Annotated in this window: 23 protein-coding genes and 2 pseudogenes; 7 read left to right on the top strand and 18 right to left on the bottom strand. The window is 59.3% G+C overall.

The window, feature by feature from the left end; genetic code table 11:
* A pseudogene (locus Q0O19_RS03095) lies at nt 1–440 on the top strand (hypothetical protein); the annotation flags it as partial.
* Between the two features lie 49 nt (nt 441–489).
* On the opposite strand, the pseudogene Q0O19_RS03100 reads toward Q0O19_RS03095, so the two are convergent.
* The 3 genes and pseudogenes from Q0O19_RS03100 to Q0O19_RS03110 all read right to left on the bottom strand — a co-directional run.
* Nucleotides 490–609 (bottom strand): annotated as a pseudogene (locus Q0O19_RS03100) (retropepsin-like aspartic protease); the annotation flags it as partial.
* 12 nt (nt 610–621) lie between these two features.
* Nucleotides 622–825, bottom strand: coding sequence for a hypothetical protein (locus Q0O19_RS03105; protein WP_295519978.1), 204 nt, complete (start codon nt 823–825; stop codon nt 622–624).
* Between the two features lie 3 nt (nt 826–828).
* The gene (locus Q0O19_RS03110) at nt 829–1,236 is read right to left on the bottom strand and encodes a DUF2306 domain-containing protein (RefSeq protein WP_295519980.1); all 408 of its coding nucleotides are present in this window, start codon (nt 1,234–1,236) and stop codon (nt 829–831) included.
* 122 nt (nt 1,237–1,358) lie between these two features.
* Here Q0O19_RS03110 and Q0O19_RS03115 point away from each other — a divergent pair, with 122 nt between their 5' ends.
* Complete coding sequence (locus tag Q0O19_RS03115; RefSeq protein ID WP_295519981.1) at nt 1,359–2,183, top strand: undecaprenyl-diphosphate phosphatase; 825 nt, start codon at nt 1,359–1,361, stop codon at nt 2,181–2,183.
* Here the strand turns inward: Q0O19_RS03115 and Q0O19_RS03120 are convergent, their stop codons facing one another.
* Genes Q0O19_RS03120 through Q0O19_RS03130 form a run of 3 tightly spaced genes read right to left on the bottom strand, consistent with a single transcriptional unit; the run spans nt 2,184 to nt 6,589 of the window.
* Nucleotides 2,184–2,987: an alpha/beta hydrolase gene (locus Q0O19_RS03120; RefSeq protein ID WP_295519982.1), complete on the bottom strand. Its 804-nt coding sequence runs from the start codon at nt 2,985–2,987 to the stop codon at nt 2,184–2,186.
* Nucleotides 2,984–5,635, bottom strand: coding sequence for a DNA mismatch repair protein MutS (mutS, locus tag Q0O19_RS03125; RefSeq protein ID WP_295519984.1), 2,652 nt, complete (start codon nt 5,633–5,635; stop codon nt 2,984–2,986). Before mutS ends, Q0O19_RS03120 begins: the two co-directional genes overlap by 4 nt.
* A gap of 3 nt (nt 5,636–5,638) precedes the next feature.
* A complete protein-coding gene (locus tag Q0O19_RS03130) occupies nt 5,639–6,589 on the bottom strand; it encodes an inositol monophosphatase family protein (protein ID WP_295519986.1) in 951 nt (316 codons plus the stop codon).
* Between the two features lie 149 nt (nt 6,590–6,738).
* Between Q0O19_RS03130 and Q0O19_RS03135 the strand changes: the two genes are divergently transcribed.
* Both Q0O19_RS03135 and cysE read left to right on the top strand, forming a co-directional pair.
* On the top strand, nt 6,739–7,470 hold the full coding sequence (locus Q0O19_RS03135) for an RNA methyltransferase (protein WP_295519988.1): 732 nt from the start codon (nt 6,739–6,741) through the stop codon (nt 7,468–7,470).
* An 11-nt stretch (nt 7,471–7,481) separates the two neighbouring features.
* Nucleotides 7,482–8,249, top strand: coding sequence for a serine O-acetyltransferase (gene cysE / locus Q0O19_RS03140; protein WP_295519990.1), 768 nt, complete (start codon nt 7,482–7,484; stop codon nt 8,247–8,249).
* Nucleotides 8,250–8,273: 24 nt separating this feature from the next.
* On the opposite strand, the gene dnaG is transcribed toward cysE, so the two are convergent.
* Nucleotides 8,274–10,361, bottom strand: coding sequence for a DNA primase (gene dnaG, locus Q0O19_RS03145; protein ID WP_295519991.1), 2,088 nt, complete (start codon nt 10,359–10,361; stop codon nt 8,274–8,276).
* A gap of 115 nt (nt 10,362–10,476) precedes the next feature.
* Here dnaG and Q0O19_RS03150 point away from each other — a divergent pair, with 115 nt between their 5' ends.
* Nucleotides 10,477–12,135 carry an acyl-CoA synthetase gene (locus Q0O19_RS03150; protein WP_295519992.1) on the top strand — a complete coding sequence of 553 codons (1,659 nt, stop codon included), beginning with the start codon at nt 10,477–10,479 and terminating at the stop codon, nt 12,133–12,135.
* Nucleotides 12,136–12,144: 9 nt separating this feature from the next.
* Here the strand turns inward: Q0O19_RS03150 and Q0O19_RS03155 are convergent, their stop codons facing one another.
* The 5 genes from Q0O19_RS03155 to Q0O19_RS03175 all read right to left on the bottom strand — a co-directional run bounded on the left by Q0O19_RS03155 (nt 12,145) and on the right by Q0O19_RS03175 (nt 16,614).
* Complete coding sequence (locus Q0O19_RS03155) at nt 12,145–12,693, bottom strand: NUDIX hydrolase (protein ID WP_295519993.1); 549 nt, start codon at nt 12,691–12,693, stop codon at nt 12,145–12,147.
* Nucleotides 12,694–12,808: 115 nt separating this feature from the next.
* Entirely contained in the window at nt 12,809–14,125 is a 1,317-nt protein-coding gene (locus Q0O19_RS03160) for a TRAP transporter large permease (protein WP_295519994.1), read from the bottom strand.
* Nucleotides 14,122–14,547 carry a TRAP transporter small permease gene (locus Q0O19_RS03165; RefSeq protein WP_295519996.1) on the bottom strand — a complete coding sequence of 142 codons (426 nt, stop codon included), beginning with the start codon at nt 14,545–14,547 and terminating at the stop codon, nt 14,122–14,124. The genes Q0O19_RS03160 and Q0O19_RS03165 overlap by 4 nt, the downstream gene beginning before the upstream one ends.
* 191 nt (nt 14,548–14,738) lie before the next feature.
* Nucleotides 14,739–15,770 (bottom strand): TRAP transporter substrate-binding protein, encoded by a 1,032-nt coding sequence (locus Q0O19_RS03170; protein ID WP_295519998.1) that lies wholly within the window; start codon nt 15,768–15,770, stop codon nt 14,739–14,741.
* A gap of 148 nt (nt 15,771–15,918) precedes the next feature.
* Nucleotides 15,919–16,614: a fumarylacetoacetate hydrolase family protein gene (locus Q0O19_RS03175; protein WP_295520000.1), complete on the bottom strand. Its 696-nt coding sequence runs from the start codon at nt 16,612–16,614 to the stop codon at nt 15,919–15,921.
* Between the two features lie 168 nt (nt 16,615–16,782).
* Here Q0O19_RS03175 and Q0O19_RS03180 point away from each other — a divergent pair, with 168 nt between their 5' ends.
* The gene (locus tag Q0O19_RS03180) at nt 16,783–17,220 is read left to right on the top strand and encodes a MarR family transcriptional regulator (RefSeq protein ID WP_295520001.1); all 438 of its coding nucleotides are present in this window, start codon (nt 16,783–16,785) and stop codon (nt 17,218–17,220) included.
* An 18-nt stretch (nt 17,221–17,238) separates the two neighbouring features.
* Here Q0O19_RS03180 and Q0O19_RS03185 read toward each other — a convergent pair whose 3' ends face one another.
* The 6 genes from Q0O19_RS03185 to trxA form a co-directional block, all read right to left on the bottom strand.
* Complete coding sequence (locus Q0O19_RS03185; protein ID WP_295520003.1) at nt 17,239–17,541, bottom strand: antibiotic biosynthesis monooxygenase; 303 nt, start codon at nt 17,539–17,541, stop codon at nt 17,239–17,241.
* 36 nt (nt 17,542–17,577) lie between these two features.
* On the bottom strand, nt 17,578–18,939 hold the full coding sequence (locus tag Q0O19_RS03190) for an MATE family efflux transporter (protein ID WP_295520005.1): 1,362 nt from the start codon (nt 18,937–18,939) through the stop codon (nt 17,578–17,580).
* 4 nt (nt 18,940–18,943) lie between these two features.
* Nucleotides 18,944–20,677 carry a hypothetical protein gene (locus Q0O19_RS03195; protein WP_295520006.1) on the bottom strand — a complete coding sequence of 578 codons (1,734 nt, stop codon included), beginning with the start codon at nt 20,675–20,677 and terminating at the stop codon, nt 18,944–18,946.
* 161 nt (nt 20,678–20,838) lie between these two features.
* Nucleotides 20,839–21,102, bottom strand: a complete 264-nt coding sequence (locus Q0O19_RS03200; RefSeq protein WP_019425345.1) for a type B 50S ribosomal protein L31 — start codon at nt 21,100–21,102, stop codon at nt 20,839–20,841.
* Between the two features lie 84 nt (nt 21,103–21,186).
* Nucleotides 21,187–22,449, bottom strand: a complete 1,263-nt coding sequence (gene rho / locus Q0O19_RS03205; RefSeq protein WP_295520008.1) for a transcription termination factor Rho — start codon at nt 22,447–22,449, stop codon at nt 21,187–21,189.
* A 250-nt stretch (nt 22,450–22,699) separates the two neighbouring features.
* A complete protein-coding gene (gene trxA / locus Q0O19_RS03210; RefSeq protein ID WP_295520009.1) occupies nt 22,700–23,032 on the bottom strand; it encodes a thioredoxin TrxA in 333 nt (110 codons plus the stop codon).
* A 103-nt stretch (nt 23,033–23,135) separates the two neighbouring features.
* Here trxA and Q0O19_RS03215 point away from each other — a divergent pair, with 103 nt between their 5' ends.
* Entirely contained in the window at nt 23,136–24,473 is a 1,338-nt protein-coding gene (locus Q0O19_RS03215) for a TIGR03862 family flavoprotein (RefSeq protein WP_295520011.1), read from the top strand.
* Nucleotides 24,474–24,548: the final 75 nt, after the last annotated feature.

Genomic DNA, 24,548 nt, shown 5'->3' on the forward strand with positions numbered 1-24,548 from the left:
CTGCCATCCCTTTCACAGGAATCCACATGTCCATGCTGTTGTTCAAAAAAGGGGCTCGCAAAGGTCTGCTCATGTGCAGTTTGCTGTTGGGCCTGGCCCAAGCGGGTTGCGCCCACCCGGTCTTTGTGGAGCCGTCTGTCATGGTGCATTCCCGTTTCGGCCTTGTTGAGGTTCATGCGCATACAGGGGGGAGCCAGGTGATCCATGCCCCGCCCCCTCGGGTCATTTACTTGCCGCCGCCACCCCCTCTGGTGGTTTATGTGCCCCGTGTGTATGCGCCAGTGCACGGTTGGAGGCATGGACATGACGGTCATCAAAGGGGCCATGAACGCAGGCATTACCAGCATGGGGGCGGTGACCATGGGCGGGGTGGGTGGGATCGTCGTTATGACAGGCAGCATGACGACCGCCGTGGTGGTCGTCAGGATGGGCGTCGTTGAGAACCAAGTGCCCAGCACGCACGGGCACGCCGCGCACCAACTGGCCGGGTCACTGGCCGTTGGCGGTGTTCAGCGTGACGTCCTGGCCCGAAGGCAAGCCGGCTTGTGTGGCCAGCGCTTGGCTCACGCTCACATGGCTCGCCCCGGTGTCCACCAAAAAAGTCACGGGCTGTCGGTTGACTTAGCCCTCCACATGAAAATGCCCGTCGCGTTGGCGCGGAATCACCAAATCGCCAGAGCTGAGTGCATAAGGCTTGAGGCCGTCCTGGCGCGTTTGTTCGACACGGTCAAACACCAAGTAAAGCACCCCGGCCACAGCCAGCCACACTGCGGTGATGGCGAAGGCACCGAGGCGGGCGGTTTTTTGGATCGAAGGCTTGCTCATGCTTTAACCCGCAGCGCCAGACCAAAGCCATTGGCCCAACAAACGTCCGGGCAGCAAGGTGAATGCGCCTGTCACCACACAAGCCGATGCATAGAGCCACTGCATGGTTTTTCTATGAGCTTCAATGTGGCCTTCAGCTAAAAAGCGAAATGACCTGTACAGGCTGAATAAAGTCAGTGGAATGAGCAGGTGAATCGGGGTGTAGCCCCAAATATTAGGCAGATTGAAGTCTCGGATGAAAAGACCCGAGAGGGCCGCGCCCAGCATGCAGGTGACCCAAGCGTAACCGAATGCCCGGTGAAGTCGGGGTCGTTTGATGCGGCCCATGCGGGCCCAAAGCGCCCACGGACCTAAGACTGTGGCGGTCAGAGCCAAGCTCATGTGCACGGCGATGGTATGTGTCAGTTGCATCGTTCGTTTTGAATGTTTTACTTGAGCAGCACTGTGACACAGGTTTGGATGGTGATTTCCAACTTTCATCCTGGTGTGCTGTCCAGCAACGATAATCCACCCAGATTTTTAGAGGAGCATTTGTGGATCTGATGTTGTTGCTCAAAGCCGCTGTGATGGGCGTGGTCGAAGGACTGACCGAGTTCTTGCCGATCTCGTCCACCGGTCATTTGATTCTGGCGGGTGCCTTGCTGGGCTTTGACGATGACAAGGCCAAGGTGTTCGACATCGCCATCCAGACCGGGGCGATTTTGGCGGTGATCATCGTGTATTGGCAAAAGATCAGTTCGACCGTGCGTGCCTTGCCGCGCAGCGCCGACGCCCAGCGCTTCGCGCTGAATGTATTCATCGCTTTTGTGCCCGCAGTCATTTTGGGCCTGTTGTTCGGCAAGGCCATCAAGGCGAATTTGTTCACGCCAGCTGTGGTGGCCACCACCTTCATCGTTGGTGGTTTCATCATTTTGTGGGCCGAGCGCAGGCAGGCCAGCGCTGTGCGAATTGGCGAGGTGGAAGACATGCGCTGGCAAGATGCGCTCAAGGTTGGCTTGGTGCAATGCCTGGCCATGATTCCGGGCACCAGCCGCAGCGGTGCCACCATCATTGGCGGCATGCTGCTGGGCATGTCGCGCAAGGCGGCGACGGATTTTTCGTTTTACCTGGCCATTCCCACGCTGATCGGCGCCGGGGCTTACAGCCTGTACAAAGACCGCGCCCTGCTCAGCATGGTCGACGCGCCCATGTTTGCGGTGGGTTTGTTGTTTTCGTTTTTAAGCGCTTGGGTGTGTGTGCGCTGGCTGCTTAAATTCATCTCGACCCACAGCTTCGAGGTGTTCGCTTGGTACCGGATTGTTTTTGGTCTGCTGGTTTTGGGAACCAGCTACTCTGGCCTGGTGACCTGGGCGGCTTGATCACGCGCCCATATTGCGCAGCGATGCTTCAATCGCTGCGGCCGTGGCGATGGGTTTTTCCATCGGAAACAGGTGGGAGCCGTCCAGCATTGTGATGCGGCCTTTGACCACCTTGTGGGTCAGATCGACGCCAGCTTGGCGCATTTCGGCAGAGTGCGTGCCGCCGATGAATGCGGCTGGGCACTTGAGGGGTTTGCGCTTCAGCAGGCTGTCCAGTTTGTGCGGCAGGCCGTTGTAAATAGCCGTTTCCACGTCGCGATCAAAACTCAGAACCCTTTGTCCATCTTGGTCGTGTGTGCCATGTTCGATGTAATCGCGCAGGACCTGCGGGTCCCAGCGGGCAAACGACTTTTTCTGCTGAAAGCTTTCCAGTGCAGTTTGGGCGTCGGGCCAGTGGTTGCGCCGTTTTTGGCTAATGCGTCCTGGCGACAGCGAGCCGATCAGGGGCGTGCGTTTGGCCAAACCCAGGGTGGTGGCGCGCCAACCACCGATCACAGGCGAGTCGATCAGCAAGACGCCTCGTGCCAGCTCAGGGTGACGCGCTGCGCACATCAAACTCAAAATGCCACCCAGCGAATGGCCCACCAGAAATGCCGGTTCGCCATCGCACTGTTGAGCTTTGGCAAAGTCGGCCAACTGTTGCACCAGGTGCGGCCAATTGTTGGTGGCCGGGTATTGTGGGTCGTGCCCAAACATCTCCACCGCCCCGACTTGAAAGCCGCGCTTGCGCAGGTTGTCGAGCATCACCTTGTAGGTGCTGGCCGGAAAGCTGTTGCCGTGCGAGAAGATGATGCGAGGGCTCATGCGTTGGGTGTTGAAGTTTTCAGCAGCAGGCGCTGCAAGCTGTACAGGGCGTCGAGCGCTTCGCGGGGGCTGAGCGCGTCGGGGTTGATTTGGGCCAGCGCCGCTTCCACAGCAGAGGGACCTGTGACCTCTGCCTCGGGCGGGGTGGCAAACAGGTCCACTTGCTGGCGGCTTTCAGTCACCCCGGCTTCCAGTGCGCTCAGGGCATGGCGGGCGTGGTTGAGCACACTGGCGGGCATGCCGGCGAGGCGTGCCACCTGCACGCCATAGCTTTTGCTGGCGGGGCCGGGTTGCAGTTCGTGCAAGAACACGATGGACGCGCCGGATTCGGCCGCACTCACATGCATGTTGACAGCGGCGGTGTGTGTGGCCGGGAACTCGGTCAGCTCGAAATAGTGCGTGGCAAACAGCGCAAAGGCTTGTGTTTTGTTGTGCAGGTGCGTGGCGATGCCGCTGGCCAGGGCCAAGCCGTCAAAGGTGGATGTGCCGCGCCCGATCTCGTCCATCAGCACCAAGCTGTTCGGCGTGGCGCTGTGCAAAATTTGCGCGGCTTCGGTCATTTCCAGCATGAAGGTCGATTGGGCGTTGGCCAGGTCGTCGGCCGCGCCGATACGGGTGTGGATCGCGTCGATGGGACCGAGTCGGCAGCGGCTGGCGGGCACGTGGCTTCCGATGCTGGCCAAAAGCACGATCAGGGCCACTTGGCGCATGTAGGTTGATTTACCGCCCATGTTGGGGCCGGTGATGATCTGCAAACGCTGCTTGGGGCCCAACACCGTGTCGTTGGCAATGAAGCTGGCACCCGACAGTTCGGCCAGGCGCGCCTCGACCACCGGGTGACGGCCTTGGCGGATTTCAATGCAGGGCTCTTTGGTGAATTCGGGCGCGCACCAATGGAGGGTGAGCGAGCGCTCAGTCAGTGCGCACAGCACGTCCAGACTGGCCATGGCGTGCGCCAATTCGGTGAGGGCGGGCACAAAGGCTTGCAGTTGGTCGAGCAAACCCTCGTAAAGCCATTTTTCGCGGGCCAAGGCGCGCTCTTGTGCCGATAAAGCTTTGTCCTCAAAAGTTTTGAGCTCGGGCGTGATGAAGCGCTCGGCGTTTTTCAGGGTCTGGCGGCGGCGGTAGTCGTCGGGCACTTTATCGAGTTGCCCTTGGGTGACCTCGATGTAAAACCCGTGCACCTTGTTGAACTGCACCCGCAAATTGGCAATGCCGGTGCGCTCTTTCTCGCGGGTTTCCAGGTCGAGCAAAAACGCATCGCAGTGGGTCTGGATGCCGCGCAGCTCGTCCAGCTCGGCGTCCAGCCCGTCGGCGATGATGCCGCCGTCGCGTACCAGGGCCGCGGGCTCTTCGAGCAGGGCCATGTGCAGCAACTCGGCGCAATGGGTGGGTGGCGTGAGCCAGCGGGCCATGCCCGCCAGCAATGTGCCGGGCTCGGGCTTGAGCGTTTGCAGTTGCAAAGACAGCGAGGCCGCACGCGCCAGCGCATGGCGCAGGGCCACCAGCTCGCGTGGGCGCACTTGCCGCAGCGCAGTGCGTGCGGTGATGCGCTCCACATCGCTTGCGCCTTTGAGTTGTTGACGCAAGTCGCTCCAAGCGCCAGTGCCGCTGTCGCCGCGCAAGGTGGCGATGGCGTTCAAGCGTTGCCGTGCCACATCGCGCGCTCGTGGCGGGTTGAGCAGCCAGCTTTTGAGCATCCGGCTGCCCATGCCCGTCATGCAGGTGTCGAGCAGGGCGAACAGCGTGGGTGAATCCGCAGCGCTTTCGCCGCGCAGGGTCTGGGTCAACTCCAAGTTGCGGCGGGTGCTGGCGGGCAAGTCCATCAAGGCATCCGAGCGCTGCACCTGCACCCGCTGCACATGCGGCAAGCTGCGGCCTTGGGTGTGCTCGGCATAAGTGAGCAAGGCCGCAGCAGCGGCGTGCGCGTCGGCCAGGGCATCGGCGCTCCAGGCAGCGAGTGACGCGGCTTGCAGCTGCTCCAGCAGCTTGCGCTGGCCCAGGCCTGCGTCAAACTGAAAGTCGGGCCGCAAGGCGAAAGACCAGCTGCCACGACCAACGGTTTTCAGACCGCGCAGTTTTTGCTCAAACGTGGGCGTCATGCCCGCGCTGGCCAGCAGTTCACTGGGGCTGATGCGGTCGATCCAGTCGGCCAGTTCATCTTGCGCGCACTCGGCCAAGTGCACCACACCTTGCGTGACGCTCAGCCACGCCAGGCCACAACAGTTTTTGGGGGCCTGGTGCACGGCCAGCAAGATGGCTTCGCTCTTGTCAGACAGCAGCTCGGTGTCGGTCAGTGTGCCTGGGGTGACCACGCGCACCACTTTGCGCTCCACTGGGCCTTTGGCCGTGGCCACGTCGCCCACTTGCTCGCAAATGGCCACGGACTCACCCAGCTTGATCAAGCGGGCGAGGTAGGTTTCCATCGAGTGAAAGGGCACACCCGCCATGAGCACGGGCTGTCCGGCCGACTGGCCCCGGCGCGTCAAGGTGATGTCGAGCAGGCCAGCGGCTTTCTCGGCATCGGCAAAGAACAACTCGTAAAAGTCGCCCATGCGGTAAAAAACCAGGGTGTCAGGAAACTCCGCCTTGATGCCCAGGTACTGGGCCATCATGGGGGTGTGGGCACTCAGGTCGAGCGCGGACATGGCTTAGAAGGGCGCGTCTTTGGTTTCGCCACCGCCCAAAGCCACTGAGTCCTCTTGGCCATCGGCTTCGAGGTCATGGCTGTCCGAGGTGCGTTCCCGGCTGAGGGTGTCCACGGCCGTGCGCACGGCCGCTTTGTCGCCCGCGCTGGCGAATTTGCTGTACTTGCCCAAGATGGTGACCAACTGGCCGTATATGCGGGGGGCGCCAGCCAGGCATTCTTTTTGTTCCAGGAAGTCCGACTCACCCGTGAAGTTACCAATCAGGCCACCTGCCTCGGTCACCAAAAGAGAGCCTGCAGCCACGTCCCACGGCGACAGTCCGGTTTCAAAGAAGCCATCGGTAAAGCCTGCGGCCACATAGGCCAAATCCAGTGCCGCAGCACCCGGGCGGCGCAGCCCGGCGGTGCGCTGCATCACATCGCCCATCATGCGCAGGTACTGGTTGAAGTTGTCCCCCTTGCGGAAAGGAAAACCCGTGGAGATGATGCATTCCTCCATCCGAATGCGTTTGCTCACACGCAGGCGGCGGTCGTTCATGAAAGCGCCACGGCCTTTGGTCGCGGTGAACAGGTCGTTGCGGGTGGGGTCGTAAATGACGGCTTGCTCGATCTTGCCGCGCACTTGCAAAGCAATGCTGACGCAATAAACAGGGAAGCCGTGGATGAAGTTGGTGGTGCCGTCCAGCGGGTCGATGATCCAGATGTGGTCAGCGAGCGGGTTGCCGTGCGTGCTGCCCGATTCCTCAGCCAGGATGCCGTGGTCGGGGTAGGCGGTCAGCAAGGTGTCGATGATGACTTTTTCGCTGGCGTGGTCGACTTCGGTGACAAAGTCGTTGACCTGCTTTTGCGAAATGCGAACCGCTTCAACGTCGAGCGCGGCACGGTTGATGATGGCGCCAGCGGCGCGCGCAGCCTTGATGGCCACGTTGAGCATGGGGTGGAGGTTGGACGACATGAATTGTGTGAAGAACGGGTCTGGCCCACGCACGATCGCGGCGGCGAAGCAGGCATTTTCTCATGAAAAAAGCTTGCATTCGGCATTTGGGCAGCCTGAAGCGGATGTGTACGACCATGGCTGGGCTGGGGAGCATGGACAATTGGGGCATGAAAACGCGATTCATCTTGATAGAGACCAGCCATGCCGGCAACGTGGGCGCTGCCGCCCGCGCCTTGAAAGTCATGGGCTTTGACGAGTTGGTGCTGGTGGCCCCGCGCTGGCCCAACGTGCTGCGCAAAGAAGAAACGATTCAACGGGCCAGCGGAGCCAACGATGTGCTGGCCAAGGCCAGGGTCGTCGACACTTTGGACGAAGCCTTGGATGGCGTGACCCACTTGTGCGCCACGGCCATGACCCCTCGTGACTTTGGGCCACCCACCCGGTCTCCGCGCGCACACTTTGCAGAATTGACCCAATCTGGCGCGCCCGAGCAAAGCGTGGCTTTTTTGTTCGGCTCCGAGCGCTTTGGCATGAAAAACGAAGACGTCTACCGTTGCCATGTGGCGTTGTCGATCCCGACCAACCCGCAGTTTGGCTCGCTCAACTTAGGGTCGGCCATCCAGGTGGTGGCCTACGACTGGCGGGTGGCTTTGGGCGGCTTCCCGGTTCAGGAGGCGGTGCCGCCCGCCGACAAAGCCGATGCGCAGCAGGTGGCCGGCATGTTGACCCACTTGGAACATGCGCTGACCGACATCGGTTTCCTGGACCCGGCAGCGCCGAAAAAACTCATGCCCCGACTGAACCAACTGTTTAACCGCGCTGACCTGAGCCCAGAGGAAATCCACATCCTGCGCGGGGTGGCCAAGGCCATGATCCAAATGGCCAGCGCCAAGCGATAGACTCAAGCCCTATGTTTTCTCGTATCCGCTCCGACATCCAATGCATCCTTGACCGGGACCCCGCTGCACGCACCGCTTGGGAGGTGCTGACCTGTTATCCGGGCTTGCATGCTTTGGTGTTGCACCGCCGGGCGCACTGGTGCTGGAACCATGGTTTCAAGTGGTTGGGGCGATTCATTTCGAATGTGTCGCGTTGGATGACGGGTATCGAAATTCACCCCGGTGCCAAGATAGGCGAGCGGGTGTTTTTTGACCACGCCATGGGTGTGGTGGTGGGCGAAACCGCCGAAATTGGCGACGGTTGCACGATTTACCAAGGCGTGACACTGGGCGGCACTTCGCTCTACAAAGGTGCCAAGCGCCACCCCACACTGGGCCGAGATGTCGTGGTGAGTGCCGGGGCCAAGGTCTTGGGCGGTTTTGAGGTGGGCGACGGCGCCAAGATCGGCAGCAACGCGGTGGTCATCAAGCCGGTGCCCGCCGGGGCCACGGCGGTGGGCATTCCGGCCCGCATCATCCCGTCCAAGGCGGGCGAGAGTGCCGATGTGTCCGGTACCGAGCGCAAATTCAGTGCCTACGGCATCACCCAAGACGACGATCCGGTCAGCCAAGCACTGCGTGGCCTGATCGACAACGCAGCGGGCCAAGAACACCAGATTGCCATGATCTGGAAAGCGCTGGAGCAGTTGTGTGCACAGCAGCACATGCCCATGCCCAGCGATGCGGTGACCAGCCAGACCTTTGAAGCCGATAAGCTGAATCAGTTGCTCGACAAATGATGTCTGCCGTCAGCCTTGATGGGCTTACTGCGAAGCCAATAAAGCGGCGGCCGCTGACGCCATGAGTTCTTTGCGGCGTTCGTGCAGGCTTCGCCAGCGTTGCTGGGCTTCGGGGTCTTGGCCGGTACTGGCTTGGGCCAGGGCCTCAGTTTCGAGCTGCTTCAAACGGTCGACCAGCAGCAGGGTGAGCAAGCGGCGCAACTCTTGGCGGGCTTCTTGGGGGTCGGGTGGGGTGGCGTCTTCGCTGCCCGGTGTGACACCCAGACTGTCTTGGGCCATCCAGCGCACCGCGTCTTCGGCAAAGGCCTGGCTTTGCATTTCGATTTGCAAGGCCGACCAGCCCAAAGCGCCTTGTTCATGGAACACAGATTCGAGCCAGGCAAACAAAGGCCCGTGCGGCGCAGGCAAGGCGCAGAGCATGGCATGGTCTTCACTGGCCAGCGTTTCCCAAAGCGCCATATTGCCCAGCAGCAAGCGTGCTGCGTGGTCGGCCCGGCTGGCAGGCACGGTGCGTGGTCCGGTGTAGACAGGGGCAGGGTCCCGTTTGAAGCGGTTGTTGCCAAACTTGCTGCCCGGCGTCCAGTTGGGATTTTTGCGTGGCCAGTTGTAGCCAGCGCCTTGGCCGCCAGCGTTGTTGTACCCTTGGCCATAAGGGACGTCATCCGCCCATTCAGGCGGCTCACCGTAGTGCGGCTGGAAAGTGGGGTGGTCGTCAGCACCCGCGCTGGCTGGATGGAAAGCGGCACTGGCCGACTGGCCCGAAGGCGCTGCAGCGCTCGCATGGCTGCGAGGTGCAAAACGCTGCTCACTGGCCGCTTGCTGGCCCCACAGTTTTTCCAGGCCCGCGGTTTCCAGTTGGATCAGTTGCGCCAGCTCCGACAGCAGTTGCTGCTTGAGCGCGCCATCGGGCAACAGTTGCCACAAGGGGCGGGCTTGGCTCGACAGGCGGGCTCGGCCTTCGGCCGTTTGCAAGTCGCAGTCCACGCTGGCCGCATCGACCAAAAAGCGCGACAAGGGCATGGCTTGCCTGATTTGCTCGGCAAAGGCTTCTTGGCCAAACTCGCGCACATAGCTGTCGGGATCGTGCTCGGCGGGCAAGAACAAAAATTTGATGCTGCGCACATCGGTGGCGTAGGGCAGGGCGCCATCGAGCGCTTTGCGGGCAGCCCGGCGGCCTGCGCCATCGCCGTCAAAGCTGAAAACCACCGCGTCGGTGAAACGAAACAACTTTTGCACATGCTCGGGGGTGCAGGCGGTGCCCAGCGTGGCCACCGCGTTGGCAAAGCCCAGCTGGGCCAGTGCCACCACGTCCATATAGCCTTCGGTGACCAGCACATAGCCTGCGCTGTGCAGGGCTTCGCGGGCTTCGTACAAGCCGTACAGCTCACGGCCTTTGTGGAATACCGGGGTTTCGGGCGAGTTGAGGTATTTGGGCGTGCCGCTGCCAATCACGCGCCCACCAAAGCCGATGCACTCGCCCTTGATGTTGCGGATCGGGAACATGATCCGGTCACGAAAGCGGTCGTAGCGTTTGTCGTCTTCTTCGTTCACGATCACCAGGCCCGATTCGGCCAAGAGCGGGTCGTCGTATTGGGGGAAGATGCTGGCCAGCGAGCGCCAGCCCTCGGGCGCGTAGCCCAGGCCAAAGCGCTTGGCGATCTGGCCGGACAGGCCACGGCCCTTGAGGTAGTCGATGGCGTGCGGGGTGATCTTGAGCTGCTCTCGGTAAGCCTGACCGGCTTTTTCGAGCACATCGCTCAGGCTGTCTTGCTTGGCTTTTTGAGCGGCCGCTTTGGCTCGGTCTTCGGGTGAGAGTTGCTCTTCGGGCACTTGCATGCCGGTTTGCTGGGCCAGGTCTTTCACCGCTTCGATGAAGGTCATGCCCGCGTGCTCCATCAAAAAGCCGATCGCGTTGCCGTTCTTGCCGCAGCCAAAGCAGTGGAAAAACTGTTTCGTGGGGCTGACGCTGAAGCTGGGGGATTTCTCGCCATGAAAAGGACACAGGCCCATGAAATTGGCGCCGCCTTTTTTGAGTTGCACATACTTGCCCACGATGTCGACCACATCGACACGGGACAGCAACTCCTGAATGAAAGACTGGGGGATGGCCATAGGGTCTTATTTTCGCCTATTGGGCCTGATTTATTCGGGGCAAACCAGCATGGATTTCAGCGTCAGCTCAGGCAAACTGATCCCGATTCCATTGCACCGTGACCCAGGAAAACCCATGAACGCCAGCCCGAGCAGCATTTTTGACCAAGACTTGCCCCCGACACCCGCCAACCACGCCCCGATGTCGCCGCTGGGCTTCATCGAACGCACGGCCGAGGTGTACCCCACCCGTTTGGCCATCGTGCATGGCCATTTGCGCCAGGATTGGGCCACCACTTACCGCCGCTGTCGGCAGTTGGCCAGCGCCCTCACGCAAGCAGGCATTGGCAAGAACGACACAGTGGCGGTGATGCTGCCCAACACGCCGCCCATGGTGGAAGCGCATTTTGGCGTGCCCATGGCGGGGGCGGTGCTCAATGCGCTGAACACCCGGCTCGACCCGGAGACGGTGGCTTTCATGCTGGACCATGGCGAGGCCAAGGCGGTGATCGTGGACTCGGAGTTTTCGGGTGTGATGAAAAAAGCCCTCGCGCTGCGACAGTCCACAGGCCCTTTGTTGGTGATCGATGTGGAGGATGCGCTGTACACGGGGGCTGCCGAAAAGCTCGGTTCGATGACTTACGAAGCCTTTGTGGCCAGGGGCGAGGCCAAATTTGCCTGGCGTTTGCCCGACGACGAGTGGGATGCGATTGCGCTGAACTACACCAGCGGCACCACCGGCAACCCCAAGGGCGTGGTCTACCACCACCGGGGCGCGGCCACCAATGCGATCTCCAACATTTTGGAATGGGACATGCCCAAGCATGCGGCGTATTTGTGGACACTGCCCATGTTCCATTGCAATGGATGGTGCTTTCCTTGGACGGTGGCCGCGCGCGCGGGCGTGAACGTGTGTTTGCGCAAGGTCGATGCGCAGACCATTTTTGACGCCATGCGCGACCATGGTGTCACGCATTACTGCGGTGCGCCCATCGTGCATGGGCTCTTGGTCAATGCGCCGGCGGCCATGAAGGCGGGCGTTCCTGCAGGCATCAAAGCCATGGTGGCGGGCGCTGCACCCCCCGCCTCGATGATCGAGGGCATGGAGCACATGGGTTTTGATTTGACCCATGTGTATGGCCTGACCGAGGTCTATGGACCGGCTACGGTGTGCCCCAAGCACCCCGAGTGGGATGCGCTGGACATTGGCGAGCGGGCCCGCCTGAACGCCCGCCAGGGTGTGCGCTACCACCTCCAGCGCGATGTGCGTGTACTGGATCCTGAGACCATGCAAGCCGTGCCGCAAGACGGCGCAACCATGGGCGAGATCATGTTCAAGGGCAACATCGCCATGAAAGGCTATTTGAAGAACCCCAAAGCCACGCAAGAGGCCTTTGCAGGTGGTTGGTTCCACAGCGGTGATCTGGCGGTGCAATACCCCGACGGCTACATCAAGATCAAGGACCGCAGCAAGGACATCATCATCTCGGGCGGCGAGAACATCTCGTCGATCGAGGTAGAAGACGTGCTGTACCGTCACCCCGATGTGTTGGCCGCTGCCGTGGTGGCCAAGCCCGATACCCGCTGGGGCGAGACACCGTGTGCGTTTGTGGAGCTCAAAGCCGGGGCGCAGACCACGCCCGAGCAGATCGTGGCGCATTGCAAGCAACACTTGGCGGGCTTCAAGGTGCCGCGTGCGGTGGTGTTTGGCGAATTGCCCAAAACCAGTACCGGCAAGATTCAGAAGTTCGAATTGCGCAAATTGGCAGGTTCGGCCGCAGCAATAGACGTTTGAGGAAAGCCTTCAGGCAATGTCAAAAGCGTGGGTGCCAAAGCGCCCTGCGCGGCGGTCGGCAAAATAGTGTTCCAGCGTTTCTTTGACCGTGCGAAAAGCCAGCTCGTCCCAGGGAATGTCGTTCTCGGTGAACAAACGCGCTTCCATGGTTTCGTGGCCGGGGTCGAACACATCGCTGGTCAGGCGCGCCCGGTAATACAAATGCACCTGGCCCACACGCGGCACGCTCATCACGGTGAACAGGTCTTCCATGATGAACTGCGCACCCGCTTCTTCGGTGGTTTCGCGGGCTGCACCTTCCGAGGTGGATTCACCCAACTCCATGAAACCCGCAGGCAGCGTCCATTTGCCTTTGCGGGGCTCGATGTTGCGCTTGCACAGCAGCACCTGTTCGCCCCAAACAGGCACCGTGCCCACCACATTGAGCGGGTTTTCATAGTGCACGGTGTGGCACACGGTGCAGATGGCCCGTTCTTTGGTGTCGCCGTCGTCGGGCAAGCGGCGGGCCACGGGCGCGCCGCATTGCCGGCAGTGTCGTATGGTGCGGTCAAACATCATGAAATGGGCCCAAAGTGTGGGTGCAGAAAAAACGGTTGTGCAAGTCTAACCAGTCCGCCATGAAAAAACCTCCAGGGCGGTGAGCCATGGAGGTCTTTGGTGGGGATTTGCCCGATCAGGTCAGGTACGGAATCAGGAACAAAGTGATGCCTGGGAAGAACAACAACAACAAGGTGCGGATGGTGTCGCTGACCAAGAAGGGCATGATGCCTTTGTAGCTTTCGCTCAGCGGCACGTCTTTGGCCATACCGTTGACCACATACACGTTCAGCCCCACGGGCGGAGCCAGCATGCCAAAGCCCACCGTCATCAGCACCATGATGCCGAACCAGATGGCGGTGTATTCCGGCGTCATGCCAAAGTCGAGCTTCATGATGATGGGGAAGAAAATGGGGATGGTGAGCAAGAGCATGGACAACTCGTCCATCACCGCGCCCAGCACCACATACAGCAGCAAGATGCCGCTGACCACCATCAGCGGAGCCAGGTTCATGGAGACCACCAGCTCTGCCAGTTGACCCGGCACTTGCGTGCGTGCCAATGATGCGTTCATGACGTCGGCCCCCATGAAAATCATGAAGATCATGGCGCTGCTCAATGCGGTGGCATGGAAGCAATGGAGGAATTTTTCCCAGCTCAATTCACGCTTGAGCAGTGCCGCCAAAAAGGTGGATGCAGCGCCCACAGCCGCCCCTTCGGTGGGGGTGAAAAAGCCCGCATAAATGCCACCAAAAACGATCACAAAGATGGTGGCAATCGGCAAGATGCCTTTGAGCGATTCAAAGCTCATCTTTTCACGCTCTTCCTGGTCGGGGGCTTGGCCTGGCACCAGGCGCACATAAATCGCGATGGCGATCATGTAACCAACCATGGCGATGATGCCCGGCAGCATGGCGGCGGCAAACAGCTTGGCGATGTTTTGCTCGGTCAAGATGGCATAAATCACCAAGGGCACGGAGGGCGGAATCAAGATGCCCAGTGTGCCGCCTGCAGCCAAGGTGCCCGTGGACAGACGCCCCGAATAGCCGTGGCGTTTCATCTCGGGCAAAGCCACACCCGTGATCGTAGCCGCGGTGGCCACAGACGAGCCGCAGATGGCGCCGAAGGCGCCGCAGGCCAGCACAGCGCCCATGGCCAAGCCGCCTTTGAATCGGCCCATGACGGCCGCTGCAAACTGAAACAGCGCTTTGCTGATACCGCCTTGGGTGGCGAAATTGCCCATCAAGATGAACAGTGGGATCACCGACAAGTCGTAATTGGCCAATCGGGCAAAGGCCAGGTTGTTCAGAAAATTCAGGAAAGGCGATACGCCTGACTGCAAAATGAAACCCACCGCACCGGCCAAGAACATGGCACCCGCGATCGGCACGCGCACGACCATCAGCACCAGCATGATGCCGAAAATGAGCAGGGCCAGTTGAATGGGGGTCATGTCGAAGCCTTCTGGTGATCCATGGTCGAGAGCGCCTGCATGGCCGCAATGATGGCGGAGATGCCGAAAGGGATGCACATGCTGGTGAAGACGATCCAGTCTGGAAAGCCCAGCAGCATGGAAGCGCCCATGGTTTCTTTGGCATTGATGGCCGCAGCGCCGCACCGCCAGGCCAACAAAGCAAAAATCAGCGTCATCAGCCCATCGCCTAAGCGGTCGAGCTTGAAGTTGGTGGCTTCGCTGCACTTGGCGGTGAAGAAGTCCACGATGATGTTTTCGCGCTTGAACTGGCACCAGGGCATGAACAGGGCGATCGCAGCGCCTGCGCCAACACCTGTGAGTTCGAAGTCGCCAATCAGGGCAGTGTCAAAAAAGTTACGCCCGATCAGGCTGTAACAGGTCATCAGCATCAGGCCAGTCATGACCAGCCCTCCCAATATGCTGCAGAGCCGGGCAAGCCGCTCCAGGGGATTTGAAAACATCATGGTGCGCTCCGCTGAGCGGAAAATTGAAAAATCAGTTCGGGGTCTGACTGCAATGCATGCATCAAGGCAGGCCCCTTAAAAACAGAGAGCAGGGTCCTGCCCTGCTCTCGTATCTCATCCAAGCGGAATTACTTGGTGTACTGCTTGATCAGGTCGGTTGCGGATTGGAGCATACCTTTGCCGTCCATGCCCTTGCCGGTCATCTCGGCCACCCAAGCGTCGTCCAGTGAGTCCGTAGCTTTCTTCCATTTTTCCAGTTCAGCTTTGGGGATGATGCTGATTTTTTGGTTGGCAGAAGCTTCAAAGACTTTCTTGCCAGGGACATCGTGACCGGCTTGGGTTTTGCCCAGGAAGGCGGACAGTTCGCGGCCCGAGTTCTTGTCGATGACGGCTTTCAGATCGGCTGGCAGCGATTCGTACTTGGCTTTGTTCATGGGCAACACAAACACGGTGGTGTACAGCGCGTTGTAGCTGCGGTCGGTTTCGGCGGTGAAGTTGGTCAACTCATTGACCTTCAGGCTGGGTGCCACTTCGTAGGGAATCACCGCGCCATCGATCACACCTTTGGACAGTGCGTAAGGCACCTGGGGCACAGGCATGGCCACAGGCGTGGCGCCCATCATTGCCACCATTTTGTTGACTTGGCGTGTGGGCGCGCGAACTTTCAGACCCTTCAGGTCGGCCATGGTGGTCACGGCTTTGTTCTTGGTGTAGATGTTGCCTGGGCCATGCACGTGAATGGCCAGCATTTTCACGTCTTTGTAGTCGTCCTGAACGAACTTTTGGGCATAGTCCCAAGCAGCGCGGCTGGTGGCTTCCGCATTGGTCATCATGAAGGGCAACTCAAACACTTCGAGTTTGGCCAATTTGGGCGTGAAGGCTTGCAAAGTCCAAGCCACATCGACCACGCCATCACGAGCCTGCTCATACAACTGCACGGGTGTTCCGCCCAGTTGCATCGAGGGGAAAATGTCGCATTTCAGGCGGTCTTTGGAGTCGCGTGCAATGTTTTTGCACCAGTCGCCCAACATGGTGGTGTGCTGAATGGTTTGTGCGCTCAAAAAGTGGTGCACTTTCAGGGTGATGGTTTGCGCTTGCACGCCCAAACCTGCGGCCATCAGGCCAATGGCCAAGGCGGACTGTTTCAAGAGGGTCGTCATGGATTTGTCTCCGTTGTACATGTGGAACATGGATGATAAATCAACCAAGAGGTCGGTAATTGATGATGAATATGAATTATATTGCAAGAAATTAAGATTAAACTAAGGGTAAACGCGAATTAATTTGCAATTCTTGCACTTTTGTTCATTATTTGATCAGGGTTTTCAGGCTGCCCAATCCAGCGACATGGCCCTCGAGCAGGTCGCCAGACACCACGGCAGCCACGCCCTCTGGGGTGCCGGTGTATATGAGGTCGCCGGCTTGCAGCTCCCAGGCGGCTGACAGGTGCTCGATGGTTTCGGCCACATTCCAGATCAGTTTGGCCACACTGCTGCGTTGCCGATCTGCGCCGTTGACTTGCAGACTGATTTCCGCGTTGTGCACGTCGCCCGCTTGGGCGATGGGGGTGATCGGGCCGATCGGGGCCGAATGGTCAAAGGCCTTGCCAATGCACCAAGGGCGCCCTTGTTTTTTCATCTCGTTTTGCAGGTCGCGGCGCGTCATGTCCAAGCCTACGGCGTAACCGTAGATGTGCTGGTGCGCGTGGGCTGCAGCGATGTTGCGCCCGCCCGAGCCAATGGCCACCACCAGCTCAATTTCGTGGTGCAAATTTTGGGTGAGGCTGGGGTAAGGCATGTGGCCCGTTTGGCCTTCTTCCACCACCACCAAGCTGTCATTGGGCTTCAAAAAGAAGAACGGTGGCTCACGACCCGTGAAGCCCATTTCTTTGGCATGTTCTTCGTAGTTGCGGCCCACACAGTAAATGCGGTGAACCGGAAAACGGCTGGCTTGCCCCAAAACGGGCACGGATACGGTGGGCATTGGTGAGAACAAAAAGCTCATGAATCACTTCCAACAGTCAAAATGAACACCCACATCATGCCAAATACCGCTGGACTCACAAAGCCTTCCGTGTCGCAAAAAACAAAAATTTTTGAGCGCGCTTACCATATGAGTCTTGTCCAGTAACGCGACTGGTGATCACCCTGTTTTGGATGGAGACAACCGGAAATGAACCACAGCATTGATTTGGCGGCGGCCCCGGGGCATTTGATTCGGCGCTCACACCAAATTTCTGTGGCGGTCTTCAACGCGCATTTGGCTGCGGCAGATGTCACGCCTGTACAGTTTGCCATTTTGAACGCCCTGAGCGACACCCCCGGGGTGGACCAAATCACCTTGGCTAAGCGGGTGGCCTTCGATCCTGCAACTTCGGGGTCGGTGATCGGACGTCTCGAGAGCAAGGGCTGGGTTGACCGGTTTGCGGACCCTGTAGACCGCAGACGCAAGTTGCTGGTCTTGACACCAGATGGTCAGCAAGCCTTGTCAAGCATGCAGTCTGCAGTGGTGGCCATTCAGGCTGAAATTTTGTCGCCGTTGACCCCGCAAGAGCAGGGGCAGTTCATGCGATTGCTCAGCCGATTGGTGACGGGTCACGAGGCAGCTTGAGCCCAGCGATCGAACGTTTCAGGCCGACTTGAGTGTCAACTCAAAGTGTTCCACATGGGGAGGCGCTGCAAAAAAGGGGCCGACGATGGCGCGCCATTCGGTGAACAGAGGCGATTGGCGAAACCCCACGGTATGGTCTTCTAGGGTGTCCCAAAAGATTTGCAAGATGTAGCGCTCGGGGCTTTCGATTCCGCGGTTGACTTTGCCACCCTGAAAACCTTTGGCTTTGCAGGCCACGGTGTTCAAGCCCAGTTCAATGGCTTTTTCAAATTCGGCTTGTTGACCGGGGTGGATGCGGATGTCGGCGAGTTCGAGGATCATGAAGGGCTTTTTTTGAAAGTAAGCGAAGCCTCTACCTTAATGCATCCTGGACGGCGGGCTTGACAAACGTGAGGCATGCCAGACCATGGCTGTGAAAAGCACCGACACCAGGGCCAGCGCAGCGGTGCTGGTCATCCAGAAAGTGTCCACGCTCGGGCGCATGGGCCAACCAGCCCAATCCACACCTTGGTAAGCCAGCAAATACCCGCCATACAAACCCATACCCCAGAGCAAGGCGGTGTAAATCAACAGGGGCATCAAGGTGATGCGGTAACAGCGCAGGAGGTAGGCGCAGACCGCTTGTACGGCGTCTGCCAAGTGGTAAAGCGCCACCCACGCCAGCCAGGCCTTGGCCGCTTGGACCACGCCGGGGTCTTTGCTGAAGACTTGGGCCAACGTTTCGCGGCCCATGAACAAAACGCCAGCGCCCAACAAAGCCGCGCCAATGGCCAAGCCGATGCCCATCGCAGCGGCTTGGCGTGCTTTGTGTGCTTGGCCTGCGCCCAGCCAAAACCCTGTGCGCGCGCTGCTGGCAATCCCCAAAGCCAGAGGCACCATGTACAGCAAAGCGGCCAAACTGGCGGCGATTTGGTGACTGGCCAAGGCCACGGCCCCCAGGCGTGCGATGAACAAGGCCATCAAGGTGAACGAGGTGACTTCCACCATGATCGACAAACCGGCCGGCACACCCAGTGCCAAGAAACGCCGAATGACTGACCAATCAGGCTTTTCAGGTGGTCGCCACAAGTGGTAAGGCTTGTAAATGTCTTGCGTGCGCAATAGCCAAAGGCCCGCGAGCATCATGAGGACGTTGACGGCCAAGGTGGCCCAAGCGCAGCCCACCACACCCATGCCCGCAAAGCCTGCGCCGCCAAAGGTCAAGGCGTAAGACAGGGGGACTTTGACGACCAATGCGCCCGCCTGCAACCCAGTGACCAAACGGGGCAGGCCCAGGCTTTGGTTGAGGGTGCCGTACAGGCGAAACAGCAAAGAAGGCACCAAGGCCACCGCCAAAATGCGCAAATAAGCCCGAACATCGGGCCACAGTTCTGGCGGCACGTCTGTGGCAGAAAGCCACAGGTCTGGAAACCACAGTCCGCAGATGCCCAGCGATGATGCACCGCCAGCAATGTAGAGGGCTTGCCTGAAGGACCGGCCCACCTCGGTTTGCCGTCCACCGCCATGCAGTTCAGCCCACACAGGCAGCAAGGCCTGCAGCAGACCGTTGAGCGCCACGTAAATGCTGATGTAAATGGACGACGCCAACGCCAAGACCGCCAAGGCCTGGGGGCTGTAACGTCCGGCGATCAAGGTGTCGGCAATGCCAAACGACATGACGGCCAGTTGGCCCACCAGCACGGTGCCGGCATGTCGGGCGATGATGCGCAGCTCGGACATCGGGTCAGTTCACGGGCTGTTCAAGCGCTGCTGTCAAAGGTGTCACCGAGCGGAAAATGAGCAGGGTCTCGTTTTTGTCGGTGGGCCGTTTGATGGCCGTTGCTTCTTCCCAGCCGAGCCGCTTGATTTTTTCCGACAACAAGGATGCGTTGACTTTGTCCACAATGAGCCATGGGCAATCGGCTTGAGGCGTTTGCATGGGCATCAAGTGCACTTGTGCGTGGTGCTTGAGCGCTGTGCCTTGGGCTTTGCTGATGCCCGCATACTGCAGGCAAGTTGCAGGGCCAGTGATGGCGGTTATTTTTTCGACCAATGGCTCGTAGCCTCGGGCGTAATTGAGCAGCGGCAGCCACAAAGTGGTCAAGAGCAGCCAGCAAAGCACAGCACCTGCGGCAGGTAACACCAGGCTTTTCCAGATGGCTGCGGGCATCTTGCCCGTCCGCCATTTCACCAATGCGCCCCAAGACAGGGTGGCAAGCAGTGCCAAGGCAAATGAAACGATTGAAAACTCGGGCACAAACTCGGGTGCCAATCGGGCCACGTTGCGCGCCGGTGCTCCTGGCGTGCCCGTTTGCATGGCAAACCAGACGACCCAAATGGTGAGCGCGCAAATGCTGAAAAACAGCAAAGTGAACCAGTCGATCAAGGCCCCTAGGCTGCGTTTGAGGGTGGGCAATGCAAAGGCAGCCAAGGTGGCGATGGCCGGCAGCGAGGTCAACAGCGCGCGGTCCGACAGGCCGGTGAGCCAAGTCGCACCGATCGTCACGCCCACAAACCAAAGCGGTAAACCCAGATGGGGGTAACGCCAACCTTTGGACAGTTGCCCCCGCCAGCGCCACAGCGACCAAAGCGCCAAAGGCCAGGCGGGCCAAGTGAACCATGCGATCAGCTTGGCCAAGGCATGGATGTCGACCAGGCGGTGAGGCACCACACGCCAGCGCCACAAATCCAGCGCCCCTGCGGTGGTGATGCACAGCAGGCAAACCAGGGCCAACAGACCCAAGTCAAGCATGCTCAAGCGGCGTTGCGTGGGGGCTGGATGGGCCGCAGCGCAGATGAGCGAGCCACCAACGCCCAAGCACAGCGCCAAACTGGGGGCGCCCGACAGGGTCAGCCCCAGCATGCCGGTGGTGATGGCCAAAGCACTTTGCAGGCGATGGCGGGTCAATGTTGACAGTCCAAAAAACAACAAGGCTGCAAAACACAACTGGCTCAGCGCGGGCGTGGTTTCATGGGACAGTTGAGCCAAGCCCAAGCAAGCCAGCAGGGCCAACAAGCCGCCGTCGGCCAAAGCACGGGCATAGTCGGCGGGCTTGGCTTCTCCCCCAAACGCAAATGCCACAGGTTGTGCCGCCGGGTGACGCGTCAGGGCATACACCGCATACCAAGTTGCTGCGAGTGTGGTCATCAGCATGACGATGAAGGGCAAGCGGGCAAACAAGTCCTCGAAACCTTCTGGCGCGAGCCGAACAAAGAATGCACCCAACCAATAAGGCAGCAAAGCGAGTTGGCTGTCGGGGCTGCCCAGCAGCGTGGGCTTGAGCCAACTGGTGGACTCGCCCAGGCCCGGTTGGGCCAGTTGCAGCATGTAGCCAAAGGCCTCCATGTCCTGGGATTTCCAGGGCGAACGGCCCCAAAAGCCGGGCAAAACATAGGCGGCGCACAGCAACAGCAGGTACAGGCGCGGCAGTCTGCGCACAGCGCTTTGGGCAACGATGGCTGGTGTGGGTTGTTTCACAGGCTCAAAAGATATCAAGGTAAAGTGGTTGGAGTGTGTCGCTCAAGCTGCGGCAGTGGCATGGCAGAAGTTGCACCTGGCCAATGCCAAACAAAACAAAACCAAACAAAAAGGGCAGGCCGGTTGCCCGGGCTGCCCTTTGGGAAACACCAATGCGCGAATTACTTGGCGATGGTGGTGGTCTTGCCGAAACGGTTGCGGAACTTCTCCACGCGGCCACCCATGTTGTCCACCGACTTTTGCGTGCCGGTGTAGAAGGGGTGCGACTCGCTGGTCGTGTCCAACTTGTACCAAGGCAACTCGCGACCGTCTTCCATTTTGATCATCTCTTTGGTGTTGGCGCATGAACGGGTCACGAACTTGAAACCATTGGACATGTCTTGGAAGCAAACTTCACGGTAGTTGGGGTGAATGCCATCTTTCATGGGGGAATCCTTTTATTTTCGCTACGGCAGCCACTCTTCAGCCTATCTGAGAGCACTTTCCGCAAAACCTGCGATTATAGGGTATCAGCCACCGCGCCGCATCATGTCAAAGAACTCGGAGTTGTTCTTGGTGGCTTTCATGCTCTTCAAAACCATTTCCATCGCCTCGATCTCGTCCATGTTGTACATGAACTGTCGCAGGATGCGGGTTTTTTGCAGCACTTCGGGTTGAAGCAGCAACTCTTCGCGGCGGGTGCCGCTGCGGTTCAGGTTGATGGCCGGGAACACGCGTTTTTCGTACAAACGGCGTTCCAGGTGGATTTCGCAGTTGCCCGTGCCTTTGAACTCTTCAAAGATGACCTCGTCCATTCTGCTGCCGGTGTCCACCAAGGCCGTGGCGATGATGGTGAGGCTGCCGCCTTCTTCCACATTGCGGGCAGCGCCAAAGAAACGCTTGGGGCGCTGCAAAGCGTTGGCGTCCACACCACCCGAGAGCACTTTGCCAGACGAAGGCACCACGTTGTTGTAGGCGCGGGCCAGGCGGGTGATCGAGTCCAGCAGGATCACCACGTCTTTTTTCAACTCGACGAGGCGTTTGGCACGCTCGATCACCATTTCGGCCACATGGACGTGGCGCGAAGCAGGTTCGTCAAAAGTGGAGGAAATCACCTCACCGCGCACGTTGCGCTGCATTTCGGTCACTTCTTCTGGGCGTTCGTCGACCAGCAGCACCATCAGGTGTACATCGGGGTAGTTGGCGGTGATGGCGTGGGCGATTTGCTGCATCATCACCGTCTTGCCCGACTTGGGCTGCGCCACGATCAGGGCGCGTTGGCCACGGCCAAGTGGGGCAATGATGTCGATCACGCGGGAGGTGATGTTTTCCTCGCCCTTGATGTCGCGCTCCAAGCGCATCTGCTCTTTGGGGAACAGGGGCGTCAGGTTTTCGAACATGACCTTGTGCTTGTTGTTCTCGGGCAGGTCGTCGTTGACCTTGTCCAGCTTGGTCAGGGCAAAGTAACGCTCGCCGTCTTTGGGAATGCGCACTTCACCTTCGATCATGTCGCCGGTGTGCAGGTTGAAGCGGCGCACTTGGCTGGGGCTGATATAAATGTCATCGGTGCTGGCGGTGTAGCTCGAGTCCGGGCTGCGCAAGAAACCAAAGCCGTCAGGCAGGATCTCCAGTACACCGTCGGCAAAGACCTGTTCGCCTGCTTTGGCACGCTTTTTGATAATGGCAAACATGAGTTCCTGTTTGCGCATCCGACCGGTGTTCTCGATTTCGAGCGCGTCGGCTTGCTTCAGGAGTTCGGACACATGAAGTGCCTTGAGTTCATTCAAATGCATGGGAATTGGCCTGTGGCGAATCGGTCAACAGGAGACCGTTGTTCGGGGTAACCGGGTGGAAATACTTTGGACCGGATGCCGCCCGGGGTTGGGGGCGGATGCTTCCGTCAGTGGGGGCGTGTGACCCTGTTCGGGCCGCCTTGTGGGAAATTATGACAGGTTTTGTCTTGGGTTCTGAAAACAAAAAAACCGGGTCATCTCTGCCCGGTTCTTCAGGGAAGGCAGGCAGGTGAGCTGCCTGTACGATGTTTCAAGCCAATTGCTGGTCGATGAATGCGGTCAGTTGGGACTTGCTCATGGCCCCCACTTTGGTGGCAGCCAGTTGACCGTCTTTGAAAATCATCAGGGTGGGGATGCCGCGGATGCCGAACTTGGCCGGAACATCACGGTTTTCGTCCACATTCATTTTGGTGACCTGCAGCTTGCCTTCGTAGACGCCAGCCACTTCGTCCAAGATGGGTGCAATCATCTTGCAAGGGCCACACCATTCGGCCCAAAAGTCCACCACCACCGGCTGGCTGGACTGGAGCACGTCGGCATCGAAAGTGGCGTCGGTAATGTGTTTGATCAGATCGCTGGCCATGGCCTATTCCTTGTGAACATTGAAGATGCAGCTAAAGTCGTCTCTATTTTGACAGAATCCTTCCAAGTCCCACTGTCGCACAGGTGTTGGCAGACTTTCATCCATGACTTTTTCTTCAGACCCTTCCTCATTGCCTGGCGACCCAGCGTTGTCGGTCGATGTCGCCATTGTGGGCGGTGGCCCGGCCGGATTGATGGCCGCAGAGGTGCTCTCGCAAGCGGGCGTCTCAGTTCACTTGTTTGATGCCATGCCGTCGGTCGGCCGTAAATTCTTGTTGGCCGGCAAAGGGGGCTTGAACTTGACCCACTCGGAGGAGCCGCATTTGTTTCGCACCCGTTATGGCGCGCAACAAGACCAGGTGGCCTCTTGGTTGAGTCAAATGGACGCACAAGGGGTCAGGGACTGGGCCCACAGCTTGGGCGTGGACACCTTTGTGGGCACTTCGGGGCGGGTTTTCCCTCTGGAGATGAAAGCGGCCCCCTTGCTGCGGGCCTGGCTGCAGCGCTTGCGACATCCCGCTTCGGGTGTTCCGGTGCGGTTTCACATGCGTCACCGATGGCAGGGTTGGGACGGCGATCACTTGGTATTTCAAAACACGGGTGCCGAGGGTGTGAGGCGGGTGAGTGCGTGCGCCACACTTTTGGCGTTGGGAGGTGCCAGTTGGCCGCGTTTGGGATCGGACGGTTCTTGGGTGCCCGTGCTGGAGGAGCAGGGCGTGAGCATTGCCTCTTTGCAACCGGCCAATTGTGGTTTTGACGTGACGGGGCGAGACGGTCAAGGTTGGACCGAACACTTTCGCAGTCGATTTGCCGGGCATGCGCTCAAGTCGGTTGCCCTTCGGGTTGACGCCTTGTCTTCCAGTGCGAGGCTTGCTGAAAACCAGCCCGCTGAGGCCCCTATGTCCCCCAGATTCGAGCGAAAAGGTGAATTCGTCATTACCGACAGCGGGGTGGAGGGCAGCTTGGTGTACGCGGCATCGGCTCTTTTGCGCGACGATTTGGCGCAGGGTCCTGCGCATTTCAGGCTGGATTTGTTGCCCGATAAAACCTTGGCGCAGGTGCAAAACCAGGTGCAGTGGCCGCGCGGCAGCCGGAGTTTGTCGAGTCATCTCAAAAGCCGCTTGGGCATTGACGGCGTCAAAATGGGCTTGTTGTACGAACTGTGTTCACCTCAGACCTTGGCCCAACCCGAGGCCTTGGCGGCCAGTTTGAAGGGGTTGGCGATCTCACTTCAAAAACCCAGGCCTGTGGCCGAGGCCATCAGCACGGCGGGCGGTGTCAGGCGTTCAGCCGTCACGCCGGAGGGCATGCTCTTGAGGCGACCTGGGGTTTATTGTGCCGGTGAAATGATGGACTGGGAGGCCCCGACGGGGGGATACCTTTTGACCGCTTGTTTGGCCAGTGGCCGGGCCGCTGGATTAGGTATTTTGACAAATTTGTAACATCTCATCACATATTGTGTAGACCTGAAGCCCTCTTGGCGCGTTGTGATGGGGTGAATCACTTCCACAAGAACG

Origin of the sequence: Limnohabitans sp. Rim8, from assembly GCF_945869175.1 — a bacterium.
In the GTDB taxonomy this organism is placed as follows: domain Bacteria; phylum Pseudomonadota; class Gammaproteobacteria; order Burkholderiales; family Burkholderiaceae_C; genus Limnohabitans_A.